The 23,696-nt window shown below is 34.2% G+C and carries 12 protein-coding genes; 5 read left to right on the top strand and 7 right to left on the bottom strand.

Translation table 11 applies throughout. The features are described from left to right. Window positions 1–34 precede the first annotated feature (34 nt). The 4 genes from M2265_RS00550 to M2265_RS00535 form a co-directional block, all read right to left on the bottom strand. Window positions 35–1,285 (bottom strand): TlpA family protein disulfide reductase, encoded by a 1,251-nt coding sequence (locus tag M2265_RS00550; RefSeq protein WP_132768676.1) that lies wholly within the window; start codon window positions 1,283–1,285, stop codon window positions 35–37. Beyond that, window positions 1,285–2,649 (bottom strand): RagB/SusD family nutrient uptake outer membrane protein, encoded by a 1,365-nt coding sequence (locus M2265_RS00545; RefSeq protein WP_165905843.1) that lies wholly within the window; start codon window positions 2,647–2,649, stop codon window positions 1,285–1,287. Before M2265_RS00545 ends, M2265_RS00550 begins: the two co-directional genes overlap by 1 nt. 7 nt (window positions 2,650–2,656) lie before the next feature. Further along, window positions 2,657–7,264 (bottom strand): SusC/RagA family TonB-linked outer membrane protein, encoded by a 4,608-nt coding sequence (locus tag M2265_RS00540; protein ID WP_132768680.1) that lies wholly within the window; start codon window positions 7,262–7,264, stop codon window positions 2,657–2,659. A gap of 114 nt (window positions 7,265–7,378) precedes the next feature. Then, on the bottom strand, window positions 7,379–8,071 hold the full coding sequence (locus tag M2265_RS00535; RefSeq protein ID WP_132768682.1) for a hypothetical protein: 693 nt from the start codon (window positions 8,069–8,071) through the stop codon (window positions 7,379–7,381). A gap of 939 nt (window positions 8,072–9,010) precedes the next feature. Here M2265_RS00535 and M2265_RS00530 point away from each other — a divergent pair. The 5 genes from M2265_RS00530 to M2265_RS00510 all read left to right on the top strand — a co-directional run bounded on the left by M2265_RS00530 (window position 9,011) and on the right by M2265_RS00510 (window position 18,370). Then, window positions 9,011–9,631, top strand: a complete 621-nt coding sequence (locus tag M2265_RS00530; protein ID WP_132768684.1) for a hypothetical protein — start codon at window positions 9,011–9,013, stop codon at window positions 9,629–9,631. A gap of 276 nt (window positions 9,632–9,907) precedes the next feature. Further along, entirely contained in the window at window positions 9,908–10,765 is an 858-nt protein-coding gene (locus tag M2265_RS00525; RefSeq protein ID WP_132768686.1) for a DUF2971 domain-containing protein, read from the top strand. A gap of 221 nt (window positions 10,766–10,986) precedes the next feature. Further along, complete coding sequence (locus M2265_RS00520; protein ID WP_132768688.1) at window positions 10,987–11,802, top strand: hypothetical protein; 816 nt, start codon at window positions 10,987–10,989, stop codon at window positions 11,800–11,802. After that, a complete protein-coding gene (locus M2265_RS00515; RefSeq protein WP_132768690.1) occupies window positions 11,792–15,226 on the top strand; it encodes a DEAD/DEAH box helicase in 3,435 nt (1,144 codons plus the stop codon). The genes M2265_RS00520 and M2265_RS00515 overlap by 11 nt, the downstream gene beginning before the upstream one ends. A 618-nt stretch (window positions 15,227–15,844) precedes the next feature. After that, window positions 15,845–18,370 (top strand): DEAD/DEAH box helicase family protein, encoded by a 2,526-nt coding sequence (locus tag M2265_RS00510; RefSeq protein ID WP_132768692.1) that lies wholly within the window; start codon window positions 15,845–15,847, stop codon window positions 18,368–18,370. A gap of 127 nt (window positions 18,371–18,497) precedes the next feature. On the opposite strand, the gene M2265_RS00505 is transcribed toward M2265_RS00510, so the two are convergent. From M2265_RS00505 to M2265_RS00495, 3 genes are read right to left on the bottom strand one after another with little or no spacing between them, the layout of a single operon-like run. Then, on the bottom strand, window positions 18,498–19,172 hold the full coding sequence (locus tag M2265_RS00505; RefSeq protein WP_132768694.1) for a M48 family metallopeptidase: 675 nt from the start codon (window positions 19,170–19,172) through the stop codon (window positions 18,498–18,500). A 1-nt stretch (window position 19,173) separates the two neighbouring features. Further along, window positions 19,174–22,374 (bottom strand): type I restriction endonuclease subunit R, encoded by a 3,201-nt coding sequence (locus M2265_RS00500; protein ID WP_132768695.1) that lies wholly within the window; start codon window positions 22,372–22,374, stop codon window positions 19,174–19,176. A gap of 10 nt (window positions 22,375–22,384) precedes the next feature. Continuing rightward, the gene (locus M2265_RS00495) at window positions 22,385–23,695 is read right to left on the bottom strand and encodes a restriction endonuclease subunit S (protein WP_132768697.1); all 1,311 of its coding nucleotides are present in this window, start codon (window positions 23,693–23,695) and stop codon (window positions 22,385–22,387) included. Window position 23,696 lies beyond the last annotated feature (1 nt).

The following is a 23,696-nucleotide window of genomic DNA, read 5'->3' as shown; positions in this document are numbered from 1 at the left end:
GAACGGGGTAACCATTGGCTACCCCGTAACTGTTTTATTTGATCTCTTCAAAAAGCAACACTTCTATGGGTCGCTTTTCTTTTATAATTACTAAATCATAAGGTTTCAACTGTTGATTCAACTTCTCTAAGCTGGAGTAATCATCAATCTGTATATTCATCTTAGCACCAGCCTCATCTATAATTGGCGGAAAATTTCCCTGATAATCGATCATAAAAGCAAGTACATCAGTCCCCTCTACACCACCTTCACTTTCCAAACGTATGGGATCTTTATGCTTACTTTTTAGATGTTTAATAACTAAACAAGGTAATTCCTTTTTAGTCCAGTATACGTTTAAGCCAAAGAATGCATTGAGGTCATGAAGCATGATTTTAGCTTGTGCAGAATCCAATCTTCTTATCTGATCGATACGTTCATAAGTGATACCGTTTTTAAGTAACCACATATTCTTTCCAACATCACCTTTAACATATTGATATTTACTTGAATCTTTCACGTTCCAAACGATTCGATCATTTTTTAGTAAAAATGTCGGCTTTTTAATTTTACTCCAAGCAGCTGTATAAGCTCCCAGTATGTCCAAATTATAAAAGGTAGTCTTTTGCAGACCAGTTATAGAATCGGTAGCTATTTGAATCCCCGTCGTTTCTACGCCATCTTCATATCCAGATATCTTGAGCGAACCCAATACCTGATTTTGTTCCATTTCATTTTTAACAACACTCAAACCATCATTAAAATCCGACTTTAGCGGTAATTGGATAGCACCGTTCTTATATAAGGCTTCAACATTATCCTTTATTACAAAATCTGAATAGGTTACCGCTTGCACTTTATTCCGGTAGATCCATGCTGTATGCGGCACACCTGTATGCGGAAAATAACTGCGCAATAGATCAGCTGAATATATCGTTGATAAACTAACTTTGTTTTCCTTCAAGAAACTATTCGTTTGAAAGAATTTCTCAATTGTCTTTTGATCCTGCCAAGTCACCAAAATCACTTGCAGCTTATCTCCCAATTCGTTTTGGAGCTTCTGTAATTTCGGCATAGCCGCAATGCAATTGACACAAAAAGTATCAAAAAAATCCAGAATTACTACTTTATCACGGAACGAATTAATATCGATATAACTCTGTTTATAATTAAGAACAGGCTGAATTGGTATATCGGGCATCACCTGCCCTATTTTCAGTTCTTGACTACGGTCGATTTGTTTTTGTGCCCAGACTATTGGGCACAAAAGAATCATGATTGCTATTATTATCAGTTTCTTGTTCATTATCTTTTATTTTGAGGCATACCAGACTCTGAAATCACTAATTCTGGTATCAAGTGTGCATATTTTAAACTATTGGGTTCTAAACGATACTCCTTTCCATCGATAACACGTACCAATGTCTTTTTAAAGCGATCATCCTGATTCAAACGCTTCAGGTCAGACCAGCGCTGACCGCGAAATATCAATTCTTTTCGACGCTCTCCTAAAATTATGCGAAGCAATCTTTCAGGATTTTTTTCTACAATTGCTGTAAAATAATTGGCATCAATCCGATTTTTCAAAAGCATATTGATATCTGACAAAGCTTGGTTGACTTTACCCGTACGGACGGCTGATTCCGCACGAATTAAATACACCTCGCTGGTGGTCAAGCCCACAAAAGGCTGCGCATCCGAATTATCATAAGAACCCTTAAAGCCATAAGTACCCAGATCGGAATCATTAGGCTGAAAGAACAGTTTTTTCCTGTAATCATGGAGGTCATATTCCAGATATAGATTTGAATCCACATGAGCAACATACTGAGACAATATTGGTGTATACAATCCAATTGCAGGAAAAAGTACTTCTTTATTAAAACGTGCCATAGGGAAACCTGCTGACTGATCAAGCTCTTTATAATTCAACAGCTCATGCTGCAATTGCAAACATGAATCTGCGTATAAATGAGCTTGGGCATAATCCTGTATTTCCAAATATACACGGGCCAAGCCAGCATAAGCAGTTGCTTTCTGAGGCCTACCCTTCAGTGCAACAGAGATAGGAAGATTTGCAATGGCTACTTTGTAGTCTGAAATGATCTGATCATAACTTTCTTTTAAGCTAGTTCGTACGGATTTATAGTCCATCTCAGGTTTCAATCGCAGTGGGATACCCATTTCTTGAGAAGCGGTACTTTCCCGGTAAGGTAACGTAAAGGTAGTAGCCACTTGATGAAAGGCAAAAGCTCTAAAAAAATGAGCTGCACCTAATACGTTACTGTGCTTTTGAGCATCCTGATTTGGATCCAGCTTACGGACAACATCCAAGATCTGATTACTGAGATACACGACCTTATAGGAATTTTGCCATTGGTTGTTTAAATTGATCATATCGACAGCCCAGATATAGCTTTGCTTTTCTTCAAATTCCGATAATGACAACCAATCCGCTGTCTTCAGGAAATAATCATCATTTGCAATTTCTCCTAACGTAGGATAACCGGTATTCATTGCGGTATAATCATTCAATAACAGTTCGCAATGTTCTAAAGACTCTGGAATAGCCATTTTCTGATCCGGTTTCAGGTCCAGAAAGTTAGAACAGGAAATACCGAAAAAACCAACTATGACCATGAACATATATTGTTTTATTCTTTTCATCATCTTCATATTAAAGGTTAAAATTAATACCCAAGGATACTGACATCAGATCAGGGATCGCATCACCGTACTCAGGATCCAGTCCCAATTTATTCGCTCGCCATAGCGTGCCTGGATTTTGGATATAAGCATACAAACGGGCATTTTTTAAGCCTACACGTTTTAAACTATTAAATGCATAGTTCAATTGGATATCCCGTAATTTGACCTGACTGGCCGACTCTACCAGTGGAGAGGATATATAATAAAGATCACTGGCATATAAATTATTCGGATAAGTAAATGCAGGAACATTCGTTATTTTCTCATCACCAGGCTTCTGCCAGCGTAAACTATAATCGGTATGCCCGATACCGTTGTCGATAAAATAACGGTTATTAAAAGAATTCCTTAAAAATTTATGGCCTAATTGATAGGAAATATTAAAAGATAATTCGAAATTTTTATACGAAAAATTATTCCGGAACGAGCCAAAATAAACCGGTTGCAATGATCCATGATTTTCCAGATCTGCAATCGTCCCCCGATTGACAATAGTTCCATAATCATCGGAAACTTCACCATTTACATAACCACGAGGCATTCCGTTCTCGGGATCTAGTCCTGCCCATTTATAAGTCAGCAAACTATAAAGTTGCATCCCTTCTATTGGTGTCATTAACATATTATAGGGACCTGCGATATAGTCCTTTCCTCTATTACTGCTGAGATAAGATTTAACAACTTTTGTTCGATTAAAAGCGAAGACTAAATTAGAAGTCCAATTAAAATTAGCTCTCTTGACATTCACACTATTCAATGAAATATCTACACCTCGACCGTCTAAATTTGCAGAATTCACATTAAGTGAACTGTAACCCGTCGTCGGATCAATCTTTGCTCCTGCTATCAGATCTTTTGGACGTTTGATATAATATTCAACAGATCCCGTAATTCGATCTTTAAATGAAAAATCCAAACCTAAATTGAGCATTCCCACCCGCTCCCATCGTAGAGAGGGATTAGGTGGCGACTGCATACTCGCGTATGGCTGACCTGTGATATAATCAGGACTCGTCTGTATACTGATAATCGGATAAGCAGCCGTGCTGTTATTCACATTGCCGTTATACCCATAAGTAGCGCGCAATTTCAGTAGTGGAAATATTTGGTCATTGATAAAAGATTCTTTCGATAACACCCATGCACCTCCAAGAGACCAAAAAGGTTGCCCTCGATCATTTGATTTTACTCCAAAAAGATTTGAAGCATCTTTTCGGACACTACCACTGACAATATAACGGCTATTGTAGGTGTAAGATGCATTTGCAAAATAAGAAGTGTACCGATTTGTATAAGCGGCCAATTGCGAATAGTCATCCAAGAAAGTACCTCCGGCAATTCCATTTATTGCAGGAACCTGCTTACCCGTTTGCACAGGTTGGTGCATCAATAAATTGGGATCGTAACCCCAAAAGACAGAGGACATCATATCACTACTTACTTGACGAACCTCTGCTCCGGCAATTGCAGACACATGATGAAGTTCACTCCATGCTTTTGTAAAGTCCATCTGATAACGTAACTGATGCGTTTCATTATTCCGGTGCAGTGTATTCAAGTAATCCCCAACAGGAAGGTTCCATATTACTTTATCCTTATCCCAGGATGCTCGATAGTTGATTGTTTGTCTTAATTGTACAGCACCAAGCCCCTGCCAATTCTCAGTTGGTTGCGAAGCTCTTTGATAAGCATATAAGATAGATGCATTAAGATCTGGAGTAATTTGATACGTCCCCTTTAAATTCAAAAATATTTCCCTGATATTGGTCAGTATATGGGTATCATTAATCTCTTTTAATGGTCTATACTTCCAATCCAGCAATCTTCCACCTGCTACTGTATCTCTGAATATTGGGTTAAATCCAATTGCATCAGCAACTAAGGGAACCCCATTTTCATCGGCCAATTTTAAATATGGGTAATTCCCTTTTCCCCTCCCCATCACATTGTATCCGACCATATTCGTCTGTGCATCCTTTCTTTTCGACTCTGTGTACGTGATTCCAAGATCAAAACTCAGGTTTTTTATCGGTCGCACTTGTGTGTTGTTTTTAACTGTTAAACGGTTATAGGAAGAAGTCACCAGAGTCGCAAGATTCTTATCGTATCCAACAGAAAAAGAAGTATTCATCTTTTCAGAACCACCCCGCAGTTGCACGTTGTATTGCTGATTGACAGACTCCCGGTAGATGTATTTCTGAAAATCATCTCGCATATCAATACCCCGCAAAGCATCCAACTCTTTGTTCAAATCCATTTGATTCAAATCACCTTCCTTATTTTTTTTTAAAAGCTGAATTACTGGCGATAAGTATTGACTATATCGGTTCATGCGACTGTTCCAATATCCTTTGTCAAACAGTTCTTTTTCCAGATCGATATAATCTGATGTATTCATCTGAGGATAGTAATAGAGATCAGGTTTCTGCGCAATGGTCACATTACTATTCACTGAAAGTTGAAAGGGTTGATTGTATTTACCTCGCTTGGTCGTGATCACAATTACACCGTTTCCAGATTGCGCTCCCCAAATTGATGAAGCTGCAGCATCCTTTAATACGGTGATATTCTCGATATCATTCGGGTTGATATTATTAAAACTACCATTTAAATGATCAAAATTATTTTGATAGGGCACTCCATCAATTACAACTAATGGCCATACATTCCAGTCCATTGTACTCGTTCCTCTAATATTAATTCCCAATAATTTACCTCGGCTAGGCGTATAAGTTTTATTCGTAGATATACTCGGCACCACATCCTCCAGCCTACTCACAAAGTCTGTCGACACCTTCCTGTTAAACAGCTTATTATCCACAAACTCAAAACTCCCTGTCGCTCTTTCTTTCGGGATTTTTTGAAAACCGGTCGACACCACCTCCACTTCATCAAGTTGATTATCGAACACAGATAGTTGCACAGACAACACCACTCCGGAGGTGTATTCCAACTCCACTGTCTTGTAGCCGACATAGGTCAATTTGACTTTACCTTTTCGGTGGGCTACTGGTGTGCTGAACGAACCGTCTTTTTTACTAGAAACCTTGATATCTTCGGCTTCTACGCGCACAGATACTCCTTGCAACGGCTTCTTATCTACAGCAGAAATAACCGTTCCTTGCAACACATAATTTTGCTTATTCTGACCTTGTGCGCTTACCGTTCCGAAGGCCAGCATCAACAGTAAGATCATTACCGCTGGAAACGTTGATTTTAGCGATAGCTTTACAAAACTCTCATTCACAACATCTCTTATACCCCCTTGCACTTGATTTGAAAAGCATTTTAAGCGATTAGATAGATTATTAATGCCTAACCACTTAGATGCTTGGCAAAAGAAATTGGATCGCTTAAAACCTCTTATTTGAGATAATACGCTTTCCATGTAGGGATCAAGTATGGATGAAGCATAGATAAAGCGTTGATAGTGCGTCAGTAGTGCGTAAATGGGTACCGTTTTACGCACTATCCATGCATTACCAGTACTTAGCATACGCATTACGGACGCTTGGCCAACACATGGAAAACTAAACTTCCATATTTGCCTAGCACAAGCCAGTCCAAGCACTGCTAAGCTATTAACCTCAGTAGCTCTTTGGTAGCTCTCCAGTACATTCCCAGTACCTTTTTGGTACCTTTTCGGTAGGGCATTCGTGAATAAACCGTACACTGACCGTACATCAAGAACGATTTTAGCAAGTACATTCTTCATGAAAATCATTAAAAAAGCAAAGCAATTGCTTCGGATCTTGTTCGGACTTTCTTTTAACCGTCTTTTACCCTTGTAGCAGCTTTCCCTGTAACTGCACCACACTTGCACCGTAGTTGCACCGTCCTTTTCCTGGTGCAGGGACGGGAGAGGTACGGTGCACATACGGTGCAACGACGGCCGGAGGTAAAACAAGTTCCGAAGCGAGTTAAAAGCAGGTATATAGCGGGTACCTCCCAGACAATGCCTCAATTTACTGTTTGCCACATCCAGTAAATTGCTACTAACTTTCTTTTCCCTGTCTTGCCCCCTTTTTCTGCTTCCACTTGACTTTTGCTCGACTATCCTTCGACTTTTCATGCACTGTAGCCGATGAAATCCCGATGCCAAGTCGAAGCCCAGTCGCAGAAATTTAGAAGTTGGTGTTAAGTTGGTTAGGAAAAAATCAGAAGTTTCTAGCTTGAGTTCCTTTTGTTCGACTTCTGTTCGACTTTTGTTCGACTCCGCTTCGAGACGTGTTCGACACTCCTTCGAGTCTTGTTCGGGTGCTGTTCGACTGCGCTTCGACTGGCCTTCGGGAACTTGCCGAACAGCAGTCGAAGAACTGCCGAATGATTTCCGAATCAGTCCCGAACCAGTCCCAAGGTTATCTCGAACGTTTGTCGAACTTTCATCGAAGGGATATTGGCTGATAAAATCAACATTAGTTGCATGCGCAATATTATTTTCTGGCGCTTCTTTAGCAATAGAATATTCAGATAATTCCGTCTGCTTTTTGCTTAATAGCACACCTTCCCTTTCAGGCTTAAATAGTTTCCGGAGATAATCCCAGAACTTGACTATATATTGTATGATTATGTTCATTATTTTAATTTTTTGGACATAAAGCTTCACTGCTCCTTTTACTACCGAGGGAGACTTGATCATTTAGCCTTTTTCCCTCGGCAGCATGCGGAGATCACAGGTAGTGAAACTTTACTAATACTTTTCTAAGATTAATTCTTGGTTTTCTTTTACCGTTCTTTTGGCTTTAATGATCATCATAAGCTGTTCTTCCCAGATCAACTCTACAGACTCTCCTACTATGCTCAATACCTTGCGACTATCTTTTACGATGGTCAATCTTTCTAAGCTCACTTCTATTCCAAAGTGCTTGTTGAGATCGTTCAGTATCCGTTGTCGGTATTCTTCCCTTTCTGTCCGTGCAGGTACAGCCAGTTCATAACAATATGAAGAGATACTCTCCCCTTTCTCTAATGGTATAAACCGTTCTTTATGTTCTCCTAGCACCAATATTTGGTTAAGACGAAAATTAGCAGGCAGTCCCAAAGCAAAGAGATAAATCTCATACACGGTCATATTGATCAGTGAGATCCGCAGTACATCGGTATTGTCATTGCGCACAACCATACTGAAAGAATCCGAAGGCTCTAGCAGACGGATCATAAGCGAGTAATAACGCTGTGACGGTCTTTCCTTTATGACATACTTCATCGCCGATTGCGCGAAGCTTTCGGAAATTGGTAACAACGTAGTTTTAAAGAATCGTTCGGGTAAAAGAGTGATCATAGTTCGTTTTTTAATAACAGGAACACGATTTTCACGCAGATAAGAAGACATTACCTCTCTTAAGGTTAGCGCATAGCTATCCCAGTAGCAAGTATTTTGCATTTTTTTTAGTTTAAATTGGCTCCCTTAAAACCGAACTATTTGGATATGGCTCGCGCCGTAAGGAAACCAGTTAAAAAAATATTAAATCAAGAAAATGCAATTTTACGTCGTCGTCAATTGGTTATATAATGGTCTTCATTATTGCATTATTGGGGTTAAAGAACAAGAACCGACTTTCCATTATTGATGTAAATCAATAAAACTTGATGACAATAATTTGCTTTATGACTAGAAAAGTGTAATTTTAAGTTGCAAAACGTTAAAATCCGATCCAATTTAGCCTATGCAAGCAATTGTATATCAAGATGAAAGTCGGTAACATAAGCCATCATAGCATGGGAACAAGCTAGTTTTAACCTTATTAGAACGTCATTTTTAATATTAAGTATAGTCGCTACACCATGCTTTTACTAAAATGCGCCTTTTAGATTTGGAACAAAATCCCCTATCCTATTTATACTTATGTTTTACTAAACGCCCTATTCTGGCGGACAGGATATGTTCTTTATTACACTGAAATTGATGAACCGTGGACTCTGATCCTGGATCAGGTTTGTGGTGGTTCTGTGGGTGGTTTTGAATCGTTTCATCATAATTATTTTTGGTTATGTCGAACGATCATCTTTTCGAAGTGTCAATTTCCTCTTAAAAAGCAAGGGGTGATTGCACTCTAGATCTGAAGGTGACTAACCTCTGTCGTCTATATCTACACGAGACATGGACTCTACCCTCTAGAGCTTACGCAAATCACCCACATGCTTTATAAAGAATTACAAATGTAATAAACTTTTTGAGCACGGGGCGATATCACGGTTCTCTCGGGGTAATTTAGTCGTTTACAGATCGAGATACATCGTTCACAAAGGATTTAACCCTCGTGTTTTAATCGCTTAAACAAAGATAATCAATAAAATATAGAAAACAAATATATTGTATATTTTGACAAAAGAAAATTATAATCCCGATAAAGAATTTGCAGACAGAATCGTCGAGGCTTTGACTTTTTATCATTTGGAAGAAGCTGATCTGGGTAAATTGATTAATACTAATGCTACTGATGTGAGAAAAATAATCTCTCTACAGACAACATTAGGTCTGAAAAGAGCTAATAAAATTTCATCAGTTTTTGGCATGAAGTATCATCAATTTGGAAACCCTAGAACTAAACTTCATCCCAAAGAAAAGTTACCTGCAAGCACAATTGCAATAATAGATGCTCGATCCGAGAATGGTCCTTCAAGCAATATCATTGATACAGAGCTTGATTTACCTCTTCATACAATGAAAATATTAAGGGATTTAAAGATTACTGATGAATTTACTCCTACAGATATTCATGAAAAGTTACCAGATGAAGTAAAATCAAAAGCTGAAGCTAATCGAATAACAGTGTTATTTAAAACAGGTAGTTTAAGGAATTATGTCATTTACACAAACAGAAAGCAAGGAACTAAGCATATTTATAAATTTGTTTCTGAAGAAAGTAAAAAGATAATGGAAGAACTTTTGATTAAATTAGAAAAAAAGAAAAAAGAACTCAATAAAGATCAGATAATCTAGTTATAATAAGCTACTTCATGGGATTACAACATATTAACCCTTTGGGGTATTTTCATGACTTCCCTACTGAAGTCATATACCATGCGATATTTCGATCTTATAACGATAAATACTTATAATGGAACAATTTAAAATTGACGACGAAGTGTTTTATAAAGCCGACTCGACGCAAAAAATGGGTTGTTGAAAAAATAGATGATGAAGAGGTATTTTGCTCAACATTACTAAGAGATACTTTGAAACAAGTTAGATTAACCAAAATCATAAATTTTAAAAATGGGGTATAAATTCGGATTTAATAGTTACAACTTTGATATTAAACAAGAGAACTATGATAAGTATTATTTATTCAGATATTTCCCTTCGTTAAATAGATTGGAGAGCTTTTTAACGAAGGGAATTTATATGACTAGAGCTGATAAATTCTCTGACCAATTAGAATGTGTAGATTTTAACAATTTAGTTGAGATTAGCAAAAGAAAGAATGTTGTTAGTTTATTGCCAGAACACAATCCACATATGGATATTGGAGATCTACAAAATTACATTAATAAAACAATCAACGAGTTGGATGAAATAGCTGTCAATATTAATAATGAACAGCAGAAATACCATATTTCATGTTGGTATATATCTCAAAATCAAATCGAAAATGAATTAATGTGGAAATCATATGGCACTGATCATAACAATAAGCAAAAAGGATTTTTGATTAGGATAAGTTTAAAAGATTTAATGTCGAACATGATTATGTTAAAAAAATTAAACCCTGAACTTTCCAGCATTGTTTTTGGATCAGTAGCATATTACGATTTCAATAATGAAAAAAATATTCAAAAGATTAAGTACACCGGTTTTAGAAAACATTCTGCATTTAAAGACGAAAGTGAGTTTAGACTTATTTATAAGAACGAAAACCTTCCAATCAAGGATGATATTTTTTTAAAACTGTCAAAATCATTTTACAATGATATTAGTATAATTGCACACCCGGACTATGATCTTAATGATTATCATAAAATAAGGCGAAAAATTGAGACTGATTTCGAACAAAGCGTACAAATTTCAGAATTGTACATTTGGTATAAGTTGAAAAATAGGCTTCAGGCAAAAGATAAATTAGTTACTCAGTAAAATGTAGTTACAATCTAGCTGTTTATCTTATTTAGATAGGCTTTGACGGTGTGTTTACACATACTTGGGTGGCTAGCGATTGTTTTGATACCACTAACTATTTTATTTTATCTTTAATAAATGATTTAGGTGCTACTGATAATTCTTATTATTATAATTATGTTTGATAACAAAGATTATAATAACTTTAACCCAACTGATACCCAATAACTAAATCAACAATGCTCGACAAATGGCTTAATTATCAAGAAAGAGCGCCAGCGCCTTATAACACATTTCGAATTATAGATGTAAGTGAGAAAATTGTGGCGGATGACGAAATAAAAGATTATCTCGCCGATCAGCTATCAGATAGCTATAGAAATATTGCTTTCATGAAACTACATTTTGAAAATGAATTACCCTCTAAATTAACAGAATACATAGAAAGTTATCTTTTCCCAGCAGACACTGGTATTGCTAATAAAATTGTTAAGCCAGGCGACTTCGGCGAAATATTGGCAGCTCTTATTGTCGGCTATTTTGAAGGGTTGACTGTACCTATCAAAAAACTGCGTTGGAAATTTAATAAAGACAGGGCTGTTTTTTGCACTGATATGATTGCCCACAACAGTGACCAAAATATAACGGACATTCACTATTATGAAATAAAGACAAGACAGGGAATAAGAAAGGAGAATGGTTTTTACGTTACCGTAAATGCCCACAACAGTCTTGTTAAAGACCAGACACAGGCAAATCAGGGTATTGCAGACTTTTTGAGTAGACTAAGTTATGAAGAAGGCGACCTTGCTACCTCTATTAAATATGCTGATATTGTAAAGAATCCTGCAAACTATAACTCCCATTTCGAACTATTTTTTATAATTGAATCTACTGAGTTTATCAGTGATATACTGGATGATCTTCATGCTCTTCCACCATCACTTGCTCCATTGAATGTGACAATAGTGCTACTAAATGACTTCAGAATAAGGGTCGATGAATCCTATGCAAGAGCAATGACAATTTTTCACGATCACGTTTATGGCAAATAGCATGGAGACTGGGGAATATTACAACATAATTTCAAAAGAACTGAATCAGATAATAGAAGAGTACAAATTCAATAACTATAAGAATCAGATAGCGGCGAGAAAAATGAGTGTAGACTTCACTCGAACTTATTCTGAATCTTACTTATGGGATAGGGCCTTGTATTTATCAACCAATGGTTGCAATTTATTGCATTCAGGAACTGACCTGAAAACAGCAATCAATTCCATTAAAATTGCCGCGGAAATTTTTGAGGATCTTAGTGAAGTAAGTGAGGTATATGATAGAGACTATTGCCTAATTCTATCTGCATTATGCTTTGACATTTCGGGTTATCAGGCAAATGCAGTATGCCTGGTAAGAAAAACCGATAACTACCTGCTGACAACCGAAATGGAAGTTGAGCTTGATTTAGATAACTACATCATTGCTCAGATCAGACGTATCCTATTAAAACAGATTTACGATGCAAGAGCGAAAATTAATAATGATGTTAGCGAAGATATTGGACTCAAAATTTTCAACAAGGCAATTGCCAGTTGGTTTGAAACCATTCTCAACGGAACTGAAAATAACTATTCTATAGAGGTGAACGAATGTTATCTATACTTCCTGAAGGAAGGTAACATTTATCTTTCCCAGTTATTATTTCTTATCAGAGCTAGGGTAAGAACATACAGTGAACGATCTATATGGGAAAATTTAAAAGTTGTAAAAGACATAGGCATAAATACCATCTGGAATAAATATATCAAACTGCAGACCTACGATATTTACAACAGAGACAAAATAAAAGAGTCAGAAAAAAGACTATCAAAGTTTGAATTTTGGATTTCGCAACTAAGGGCACTGGATGCAGGGATTTTGTCTACTAGGGATAGCTATGTTATCCAAATGCCAACCAGTGCAGGTAAAACATTTATAGCAGAACTCGCAATCCTAAATTCATTAATTGAGGAACCGGATAGGAAATGTATATATGTTGCACCATTTAGGGCATTAACAAATGAAAAGGAAGTTGAACTTGCTGATTACCTCTCCAAACTAGGCTATTCAGTGTCTTCACTTTCTGGAAGTTACGAAATAGACGAATTCCAAGAGATGATATTGGAAGACACAAATGTATTAATCGCAACACCGGAAAAGATTGATCTGTTATTGAGAGTCAACCCTGGATATTTCGAGTCAATATCGATAATGGTAGTTGATGAGGGACACATTGTAGGTGAGATTTCATCTCGTGCAAGCCTTTTGGAATTTCTCATAATACGTTTAAAAATTCACGTACCTTCTTTAAGAACCATTTTCATATCAGCGGTGATGCCTCCTGAAAATGCGGATGAATATTCGATGTGGCTGAACGGTACTGCTGGACGCGTCGTTAGGTCTAAACTATTTCCTGACAGTGGTGTTGATGAAACATGGGAGCCAACAAAAAAGTGGATTGGGAGATTCGACTGGGTAGGTAATAATGGTACAATCACTTACAAGGATATTAATACCGAAAATGAAGACACCAGGATCAAAAGCAATGCCTTTGTACCAAGTATCATTAAGATAAAACAATATGAGAATACTTACCCAAGAAAAAACAATAAAGGTGATACTTGTGCTAGTATTGCTTTTGAATTGTCAAAAGATGGGAATTGTCTTGTATTTTGTTCCCAACCACGCTATACTAAATCAGTCGGGAATTCAATACTAAGCATACTAGAAAAGTTGCCCGAAGAGACCACCCCATTAGTATTAAGGATTAATCGTAATAAAGAGTCTTACTTCTTTGCTAAGAAATGGTTTGGCGAAGAGTCACACGTTACAAGGTGTATTGAAAGAGGGATTGGTATACATTATGGAGATATGCCAGAGGCTGTACGTCGAGCTGTAGAAACAGACTATTCCGACGGGAAACTGCGGATTCTTATTGCGACAAATACCGTCGGACAAGGATTGAACTTCCCAATCAAATACATTATCATCCATAGCACAATCATAAGCACCGAGGTTGACGAGAATAAGAAATTAATAATTAATAAAGTTAGTAACCGAGACTTCTGGAACCTTGTAGGAAGAGCTGGTAGAGCTGGTAAAGAAACTGAAGGTCAGGTGATATTTGTAATAAAAAGTCATACGGATAATATATCCTATGAGGAATATTCTGAGAAGGCCAACATTGAACCTGCTTTTAGCATGTTTTTTAATGTACTGAATGCACTTATTGAGAAAAGAATAAATGGCAGTCTTTACGAACAATATATGTCTTCACTGGCTGAGCCATATTTACTAAGTTTACTTGCTGAAGAAGTAATAGGAGATCTTAATGCAGAAAGCGCGATTGAACAGGTTCTTAATAATAGTCTCTTCAAAGTTCAGGCTGATAAGAGAAATATAGACATTACTCCGATCAGAAATTCGTTTACAAGAATTATGGCAAGTATTGAAGAAGAGGTTCCTGATGATTTGTTAAGGATCTTTAGCGAAACTGGATTTGCAGTAAAAAGCAATCTAGCAATACGTAATTTTATATTAACTAAAGAAGAGTTGTTATTCATTATCGCTACTGATGATTATCTATGGATGCTGGCTATGATTTTTGAACTATTTCACAATGGAGAAATAGAAGAAGTTACGTCCTATAAATTGGATAAAATAACTGGAGGCCCGAAAGACTATTTAACTATTGCTAATGGCTGGATAACTGGTGCCGAGATTGAAAACCTTATTATAGATTGGGAGGATATTTCTGACAAACCAGAACACCTGCATATTTTGTTATCAGAGGGTTTTTATTTTAGATATGCATGGGGTATTTCTGCATTCCTTACAATACTTACGCATCTTCTTCATGTAGAAGAAATGCCTGATGGAATTAAAAACCTATCGAGTTTTCTTAAGTATGGATTAAATAACTCAACAGCATGTTTGGCACGATCAATTGGTATTAAGAACCGTGATATTTCACTTAGATTATCTGATATATCCGGTAATCTGAATGGTAGAAACTTTATCAAATGGATTGCAAACCTTACGAATGAAGATATTGATGAATTCAATTTCAATACTTATGATGCTCAAAATATACTGACAACGGCATTTAAACTAAGCCCTAATAAATTTGATGGCACTCCTGAAACATTTAGTTTCTGGATTAAGGGAGTTTTCTTTAACGAAGAGCGTAGAAATGCAAGCCTTAATGTAACTATAGGAGATATTCTTAACTACAACAGGGAGCCCAATAATGATTTTGATCCCTTTGCTATAAAAATTACAGACTTGTGGCCTGACGACTTAGGATATGTTCCAAGGGAATTTTCAAAACTCATATCCGTTGAAATCGACATCAATCAAATAGATTACTTAGTTGAAGTACTCGAAGTATTACCACAGGAAAATTATAACGATATTTTAGTAAGAATGACCCGTAATTAATACCTGCTTATCAAACAAATAAGGATTATCTGTAAAAAAAAATAATTGATTAATAATCTATCATCTATGGTTGACAAAAGGAGATATGTTATCGACTCCTACGCAATTTTATTGATTTTCAACAGGTTTGTACTAAAAATAAATTCGCTAATATCTATGTTGGTTATAAAATTTGTTGAATTGACACTACCGAATTTGAAGACGGTTCAATTAAGAAAGATCTTACATAAAAGTTTTTAGGCTCTAATTGCAATTTACATTAAATCGAGTAACTAACTTAGTCGGCAGATAAAGTTAACTATTTACGCAACTTCATCTATTACATTATCTATAATTAGTCAGTATATGTCTAATCAGTATCGTTAATGAGACACAATTTATTAATCCATAATTCTATACTATGTAAAATAATCGAAAATATATCTGATTTCTCCTCCAGATAACTATGAGACCTATTATATAAAAATATATTTTCCAAATCAGACCAATAATTAAAAACGGGATTTCAAAATAATATACAGATTTACGGTTTCCCGTACTTATTCTTGACTAATTTGACATATCTTTTCGGAAAGATCCTAAAATAGAAAATATTATTGTCAAATATTAAATTTAAAAATGGTCGATTTTAAAAAAAAACTTAATAAGAATACTGTTGATAGAAAAACTAATCCAGTTGAAATTTACGATACCCTAGATAGAAGAAGTGTAACCGGTCCTCTTAGGCCAACACAAAAATATATACTTGAGGATTGGTTTAAAGATCATAAAGATAATAGGGATTTAATTATAAAACTTCATACAGGCGAAGGTAAAACCTTAATTGGTTTATTGATGCTTCAGTCAAAAATAAACTCGAACCAAGGTCCATGCATATTTATTTGTCCTAACAAATATTTGGTAAATCAAGCTATAGAAGATGCACGAAAATTTGGTATTCTTGTTTGTGAAATAGGTATTGATAATATATTACCTGACGATTTTATTAATGGAAAAAGAATTCTTATTACTCATGTTCAAAAAGTATTTAATGGAAAGTCTATTTTTGGAATAGGAACTAGAAGTAGTAATATTGGATCCATTATTCTGGACGATGCTCATGCCTGTATTGATGCAATTAAAGATTCTTTTACCGTAAAAATTGATAGAGCACACGAGTGTTATAAAAAAATATTTAATTTATTTGACACTTCATTATGTGACCAAGGGATGGGAACATATTTGGAATTATATCAACCAAATAACGATTCATTTCTTCCAATTCCATATTGGGAATGGATAGATAAATCGGATGAGGTAATGGAGATTCTGTCTTACTACAAAGAGGAGCAATTTATCAAATTTGTATGGCCACTTTTAAAAGATCATATTGATAAATGTCAAGCCTTTGTCTCAGGTAGCTATATTGAAATCTCATCAATACATCTTCCAATAGAGAAGTTTTCATTTTTCACAAATGCAAATAATAGAATACTAATGTCGGCAACGACCCAGGATGATTCTTTTTTTATTAAAGGTCTAAATCTCTCAGTTGAAGCAGTCAATTCCCCTTTGAAGGATGTTGATAAAATTTGGTCTGGAGAAAAGATGATTTTAATTCCTTCACTTATTCATGATGATATTACAAGAGATAGAGTTATTTCATTAGTATCTAAGCCTTCAGAAAATAGGAAATTTGGTGTAGTGTCTTTAGTATCATCTTTTACAAAAGCACAGCTGTATTTTAATCAAGGCGCTATAAATCCAAATACTAAAAGCTTAGCTGATGAAATAAAAAAACTAAAAAATGGAAATTTTGATAGATCCATTGTATTAGCAAATCGTTATGATGGTATTGATTTGCCAGATGAAAGTTGTAGAGTACTTGTTATCGATGGTAAACCTAACTTCACTTCTTTATCAGATAAATACGAAGAACAATCTAGAATAAATAGTGATTATAATAATATTAAAATAGCTCAGAAAATTGAGCAAGGATTAGGAAGAAGTGTTCGAGGAGAAAAAGATTATAGTGTTATTCTTATGATTGGTGCAGATTTGGTTAAATTTGTTAAAAGCATTCAAACAAACAAGTATTTTTCTTACCAAACTAGAAAGCAAATAGAAATAGGTTTAGAAATTGCTAAAATGGCAAATGATGAAGTTGACAAATATAAAGATAATCGAATTAAACAATTAGTTGATCTTATAAATCAAACCTTGCATAGAGATGAAGATTGGAAGGAATATTATACAGAGGAGATGAATTCAATTGATACTGCTAACGAAATAAAATATAATCATAAGATTTATGAACTAGAGAAAAAAGCTACTAAAAATTATTTTATTGGTGATTATAGCAAAGCAGCTGACACAATTCAAGAACTAATTGACTCATGTGTTTCTGATGACTTAGAAAAAGGTTGGTATTTACAATTAAAAGCAAAATACTTATACAACTTCAGTAAAATATCATCAAATGAACTACAAAAAAGTGCTTTCAATTTAAATTACGAACTATTAAAACCTAAGGATGGAATCACTTATCAGAAGTTGAGTTTTATTAACGAAAATAGAATTCAAAAAATTAAAGAATTCATCCTTAATCATAAAAGTTATTCTGAGTTAGCTCTAGAAGTAGAAGATATTCTTTCGAACCTAGATTTTGGAATTAGCCACGAAAAGTTCGAAAAATCGATACAACAATTAGGTAAACTACTTGGCTTTTTATCAGAAAGGCCGGATAAAGAAATTAAAAAGGGTCCAGATAATTTATGGTGCATTTCAGTGAATCAATATTTAATATTTGAATGTAAATCAGAGGTTGATGTTGATAGAATAGAAATTATAAAATCTGAGGCAGGTCAAATGAATAATCATTGTGGTTGGTTTGAAGAACAGTATGGAAGAGATGTAGTAGTGAAATATGCTATGATAATTCCAACCAAGAAACTTGCGTCAAATGCTAATTTTACACATAGAGTTGAAGTGATTAGAAAAGGAAAATTAAAAGCTTTAAAATCATCTGTAAAAAATTTCATTAAAGAGTTTAAAAACTATGATCTTAATAATATTACAAGTGAGAAGATTCATACTTTTTTAGAAGTTCATAAACTAGATAATAATTCATTAACAAGTGAATATAGTGAAATGTATACAAGATGATATAGACAATTTGGAATAGGAATTACAAAATCCAATTTGGAGTTGCTAACTTATTACTACCGACTAAGTTGGCAACTCCATTTAGTATTGAAGAGAAGTAATAATATGTCGAATCTTTTATCAATAATTAGAAATCAACCTCCAACAAATGCCCATTAATCTTTAACCAATTTTTAGCCTTTTGATAATTAGGTACTTGAATCGATAGTATGTTCCAGAAACGAGGTGTATGATTTTCTTCAATAAGATGTACTAATTCGTGAGCCACTAGATATTCCAAAACATACATTGGTGCTTTGATTATTCGCCAATTGAATATGATATTGTTATTCGGAGTGCAAGAACCCCAACGGTATTTCATTTGAGAGGTTTTAAATTCATTGAATTTGACACCTAAATTAGTTGCATACATTTTAGCTAATGGTTCAATTTTACTTAATGCTTGTTTCATATACCAAGCTTTGAATAATTTGTTAGCTACTCCTTGATTTTCTCTTGAAATTCTAAATCGTTGGTTAAATTCTATGCCTTCAATTGGTTCGTCAACTAATAATAATTGATAGTTTCTGCCTAAATACAATAGTGTTTCTCCTGATATAAATTCTTTTGGTTTTATATCAACTGGATACTTTTGTGCATGATTGATTTTTTCTTTTAACCATTGTCTTTTTGATTGAACTATTTCTTCTATCTTTTCTAATGACAAATTCAATGGAGCACGGACAATAATTTTCCTGTCACGTTCAACGGTGATGTTGAGTGTTTTTCTTTTGCTAAATTTTATTTCGTACTCTAACTGCATCTTATTCTGCTATCATTTTAAAATGATTGGTTTTTGAAAGCTCCATTATTCTTGAAATTAGTTCACTTCTTTTTTTAATAATATTTGGTAATTTATTGAATTCTGGCGATAACAACATTTTTTGTAATTCGGCTTTTAGTTTTGATTGTGCCGGAACACTATCCCAAAAACCTGTTAGTTTTATTTCAGTAACTACAAGATTAAAGATGTGTTGCGTTAGATTTACATTTTGTGCTATTTCATCCTCGTTTAATGCTCTATTATCGAATAACTCAGCTTTAAAAATACGGAATAAAGGCATTTGTTTTTTCCTGTCTAAACCATAAGTTTCCTCTTTTTCTCTGTTTTTTATTTTCTCACGTAGCTTTTCTAATTCTTCATATATAACTTTCCAATTCCCTTTAAAATTTTCTAATATCTTTTCTAATGCTTCCGAGAATGATGCGAATAATTCAGGATCTTCATCTAAATTAATATCTATGTAATGACGAATTGCGTGTTCTACTTCGGCTGCTTTAGTTTTAGTTCGCTCCTTATTCTTAACATTTTTAAGGAAATCATCCGCAATAATTGATATTGGTGCAATAGTTTGTTCAATACCTTTTGATTTAAGAAACTCATCCGCGATTCCTCTTAATTTTGGCGGAATACCTTTCATACTAAAACGATTGTCTCTAAAATGTTTGTTTGCTAAGGCATTAATCTCTGTAAATGATTTCCAATCGGTAAAAAATTCTAATGCTTCTTTTCTTGGTAAAACATTATTAAAACAAGTTGTCAATTTATTATATAGTTTAATGTATTCAAAACGAATATCTTCATCATAGAATACGTCAAAGAAAGCATCAATATCCGTTAAATCATCTAAACCTTGCTCTTTTAGATAATCCCATATTTCATTGTGCGCTTTTATTAGTTCATTTAATTCGGTTTCATCATCAGTGATACATTCTATGATTTCTTGTAGTTCTTTCTCTGCATAAGTATCTAATGCTCTTTTTAAATGATGTCCTACACCAACATAATCTACAATAAAACCTTTGTCCTTTCCTTCTGGTCCTATACGGTTTACCCTAGCAATAGTTTGTAATAAATTGTGGGCTACAACTACTCTATCCAAATACATTACTTGTTCGATTGGAGCATCAAAACCAGTAAGCAACATATTGTTTACAATAATAATCCCAACATTGCCATTTACCGTTTTGTCCTCTTCGTCTGTTTTATCAAATGGTAATTTAAAACGTTTAATACTTTTTTTATGATATTGTCCACTTGTAAAGGCTTTTATATGTATTTTATCGTTATGATTTCCAGAAATAACTACAGCTGTTTCCAATTGCTTTAAAACATCAATATTAACCAACATTGGGTTTGATATTTCTAACTCCGCTATTTTTGTTTTTAAGGCATTATCTATTGCTACTTTATATCTAACACAAGCTTCACGAGAATTACCTACGATTTGTGCCTTAAAACCTCCCGAAAAGATATGCTCCACATAATGGTTAACCATATTTTCAGCTTTTGCTTCAATAGTTTCAATGGCATCTAAATAGGCATCACGAGTACCAAATCCTAATATTTGTAAACGTTCCGTTAAAGTATATTCACTAAAAACATCTTCAAACTTTTTATCCATTCCTGACTTATTAGGAATTTCGGCATTATGTGTTAATCCTTCATAGACAATCTCTAATGTTACACCATCATCAATAGCTTGACGCATAGTGTATTTATCAATATAATCTTTGTATTTTTTTTCTGTTTTTCCTGTTGGTGTTCCAGTAAAACCTATTGAAGTTGCATTTGGTAATGCTTTATCTAAATTAGCAGCTAATAATGAATATTGAGAACGGTGTGCCTCATCGGTCATAATTAAAACATTTGCACTTGGATTAAGTTCTGGAAAAATTTGTAAACCACTTAAATCTCCATTTTCTTGAAATTTGTGTATCATTGCCATTACCAAATCGGAATTATCAGTTGCTAATAATTCTTTTAAACTTTGTCCATTTGGAGTAGCTTTTGGATTGATGAAATTAGCTGTTTTGATATTAAAACCAATACTTCCGCCTGTTTCTGATAATTGTTCTTCTAACTGTGTTCTATCGGTTACAAAAACAATTTTCCAAGAGAGTAATTCGGGTTTTAAACGCATTTCGCGCACCATAAACATCATTGTTAATGACTTTCCTGAACCTTGTGTATGCCAAATAATACCACCACGTTCTAACGGATTTTTGCCTTCTATTAAACGTTTGGTTGCTAATTTTACTGATCTGAATTGTTGGTAGCGTCCAACTACTTTTATTTTTCTGCCTTTATCGTCTATTTGAAAAACGGTAAATACTTGAATAATGTCTAACAAGTTTCTCAAATCAAGCATTCCTGCAACTAAACGTTGTTGGTCGTTTGGTGATGATTTTCCGTGTATTAAATCATTTAATGATTTTGGAAAGGGATCAGTCCAACGATAAAAATGTTTCTCTATGTTGGTTGTAATTGTTCCAAATTTTGCTTCTAAACTGCAGGTCGTGATTATAAATTGATTGTAGAAAAATAACTCTTTATTACCTTCTCTGCTATCGCCACGTTGTTCCGAATAACGCAACAATTGGTCAATGGCCTCCGGAATTGGCTCTTTTACTTTTGATGATTTTGCTTCGACAACAACAATAGGTAAACCATTTACAAACAAAACAATATCAGGAACAATATTATGGTCCGTACCAGGAATGTTTACTTTGAATTGAGAAATTGCTGTAAAAATATTATTCGTTACATTTTCAAAATCAATGTAACGAACCGTTGGACTTAACTCTCCTGTAATTTCATTTTTAGAAACGGTTGTGTTTTCTAACAATAAATCTAGTACTTTTTGATTGCTTTCTATTAAGCTGCCTTTTTCAAACGTAGTTATTTTGCGAACTACATCATCAATTTGTGGCTCGGTTAAAAAAGGATTAATCGTTTTTAAAGATTGACGCAATTTTGGTTGTAAAACCACCTCTGAAAAGGAAGTACGATAACTTTGTTGTGGCGTTTGTTGCAAAGCTAATTTTAACACTTCATTGTTGCCTAATGCCCAACCTAAATTTATTAATTGCTCCAAAAAAGGTTTTTCTACGTGTGAATACTCGTCTAATTTTAGACTTGAGCCCAAATTACCTCTGTACTTGTTATCGTTCGTTACTATCATTGGATGCGTTTTAATTTATTAAATGCGTTACTCTTTTTTTACCTGATAATAGGTCTTGCATTAATCCTGTTTTGGTGGATTTTAGTTTTGCAAGTTTTATTTCTTCACTTTCAATTTTAGTATTGATTTTAAAAATCATATTTATAAACATTTCAAGCTCTCGATCACTATTAAAAGAGGGTAATTTTATTTCCTTTATTTGAGTGTAATTTATGCCTTCCCTATTGCTACCATTAATATTTTGATAAATTTGATTTTGCCCATAAATAGAATTTAAAAAAACTGACAAGAAGATTGCTTTAGAACTATTACTATCTTTTAAACGAATAGCACATACGTGTTGATTAACATTGGCTTTAGGAAAATTATTTGGGACATAAGTAGCTCTTCCAATTGATGCTCCTGTTATATTTAAAAGTACATCATTTTCATTTAATTGACTACCTAACATTCTGATATTTATTTCATCATTAATGTATGCAACATCATTTAATTTAAAACCGTATGGATAAACATTTTGACTTCTAATCAGCATAATTCCTTCTTCTTGATATACATTACTACCACCTTTAGGTGTAACTCCACTTCTCAATCTTTCAGAAATATCATCAATGGTTTTACAACTCCATTCATTAGGTATTCTACCTAAAGGGCTATCTTTAAATTTATGTGTTTTTTCATTACGAATATTACCTTCTTCATCAGTTCCTTTTGTCAATAAATCTTGTATTAAACCTGTTTTAATACGATTATATTTTGCTATAATTATTTCGGTTTCAGAAATTGCTTTATCAACTTTTGATAAGATTTCAGCAATTTTATTTTGTTCCTTTGATGTTTTAGGAATAGTAATAAATAACTTTTTAAGATGTGTAGGACCTACATTTACTTGAGCACTACCAGTGCTCTGACTATATAAATTGTATAAAAAACTATTATCTTCTAAAAGAAAATTTAGAAAGTTTAAGCTCATAACATCTGTGTCTTTGGGCTTAAATCTAATTATCGATGTATTAAGCAAAAGTGGTAAATCACTTTTTTTTACAAAAGCTTTTTTACCTAATGTACCCGATGTTGAAACAATTAAATCATTTTCTTCAAGTTGAAAATGCTTATATTGATTCTGTGCTATTTCTTCACTCAAAAACTGACAACTTTCTTTATTAATTTTTCCATTTTCTATGCATCGAATATTAATAAAAGGAAAACCAACTTCTCGAAATAGGAAAGACATTAATCCTGGACCTTCCTGAAAAGAAATATATTCACTGAATTTAACTCTTTCCCAACCTTCAGGAATTAAAATATTACTTTCTTCCATC

This window comes from Sphingobacterium kitahiroshimense (assembly GCF_025961315.1).
In the GTDB taxonomy this organism is placed as follows: Bacteria; Bacteroidota; Bacteroidia; order Sphingobacteriales; family Sphingobacteriaceae; genus Sphingobacterium; species Sphingobacterium anhuiense.
This window is presented reverse-complemented; position numbering and strand designations above follow the sequence as displayed.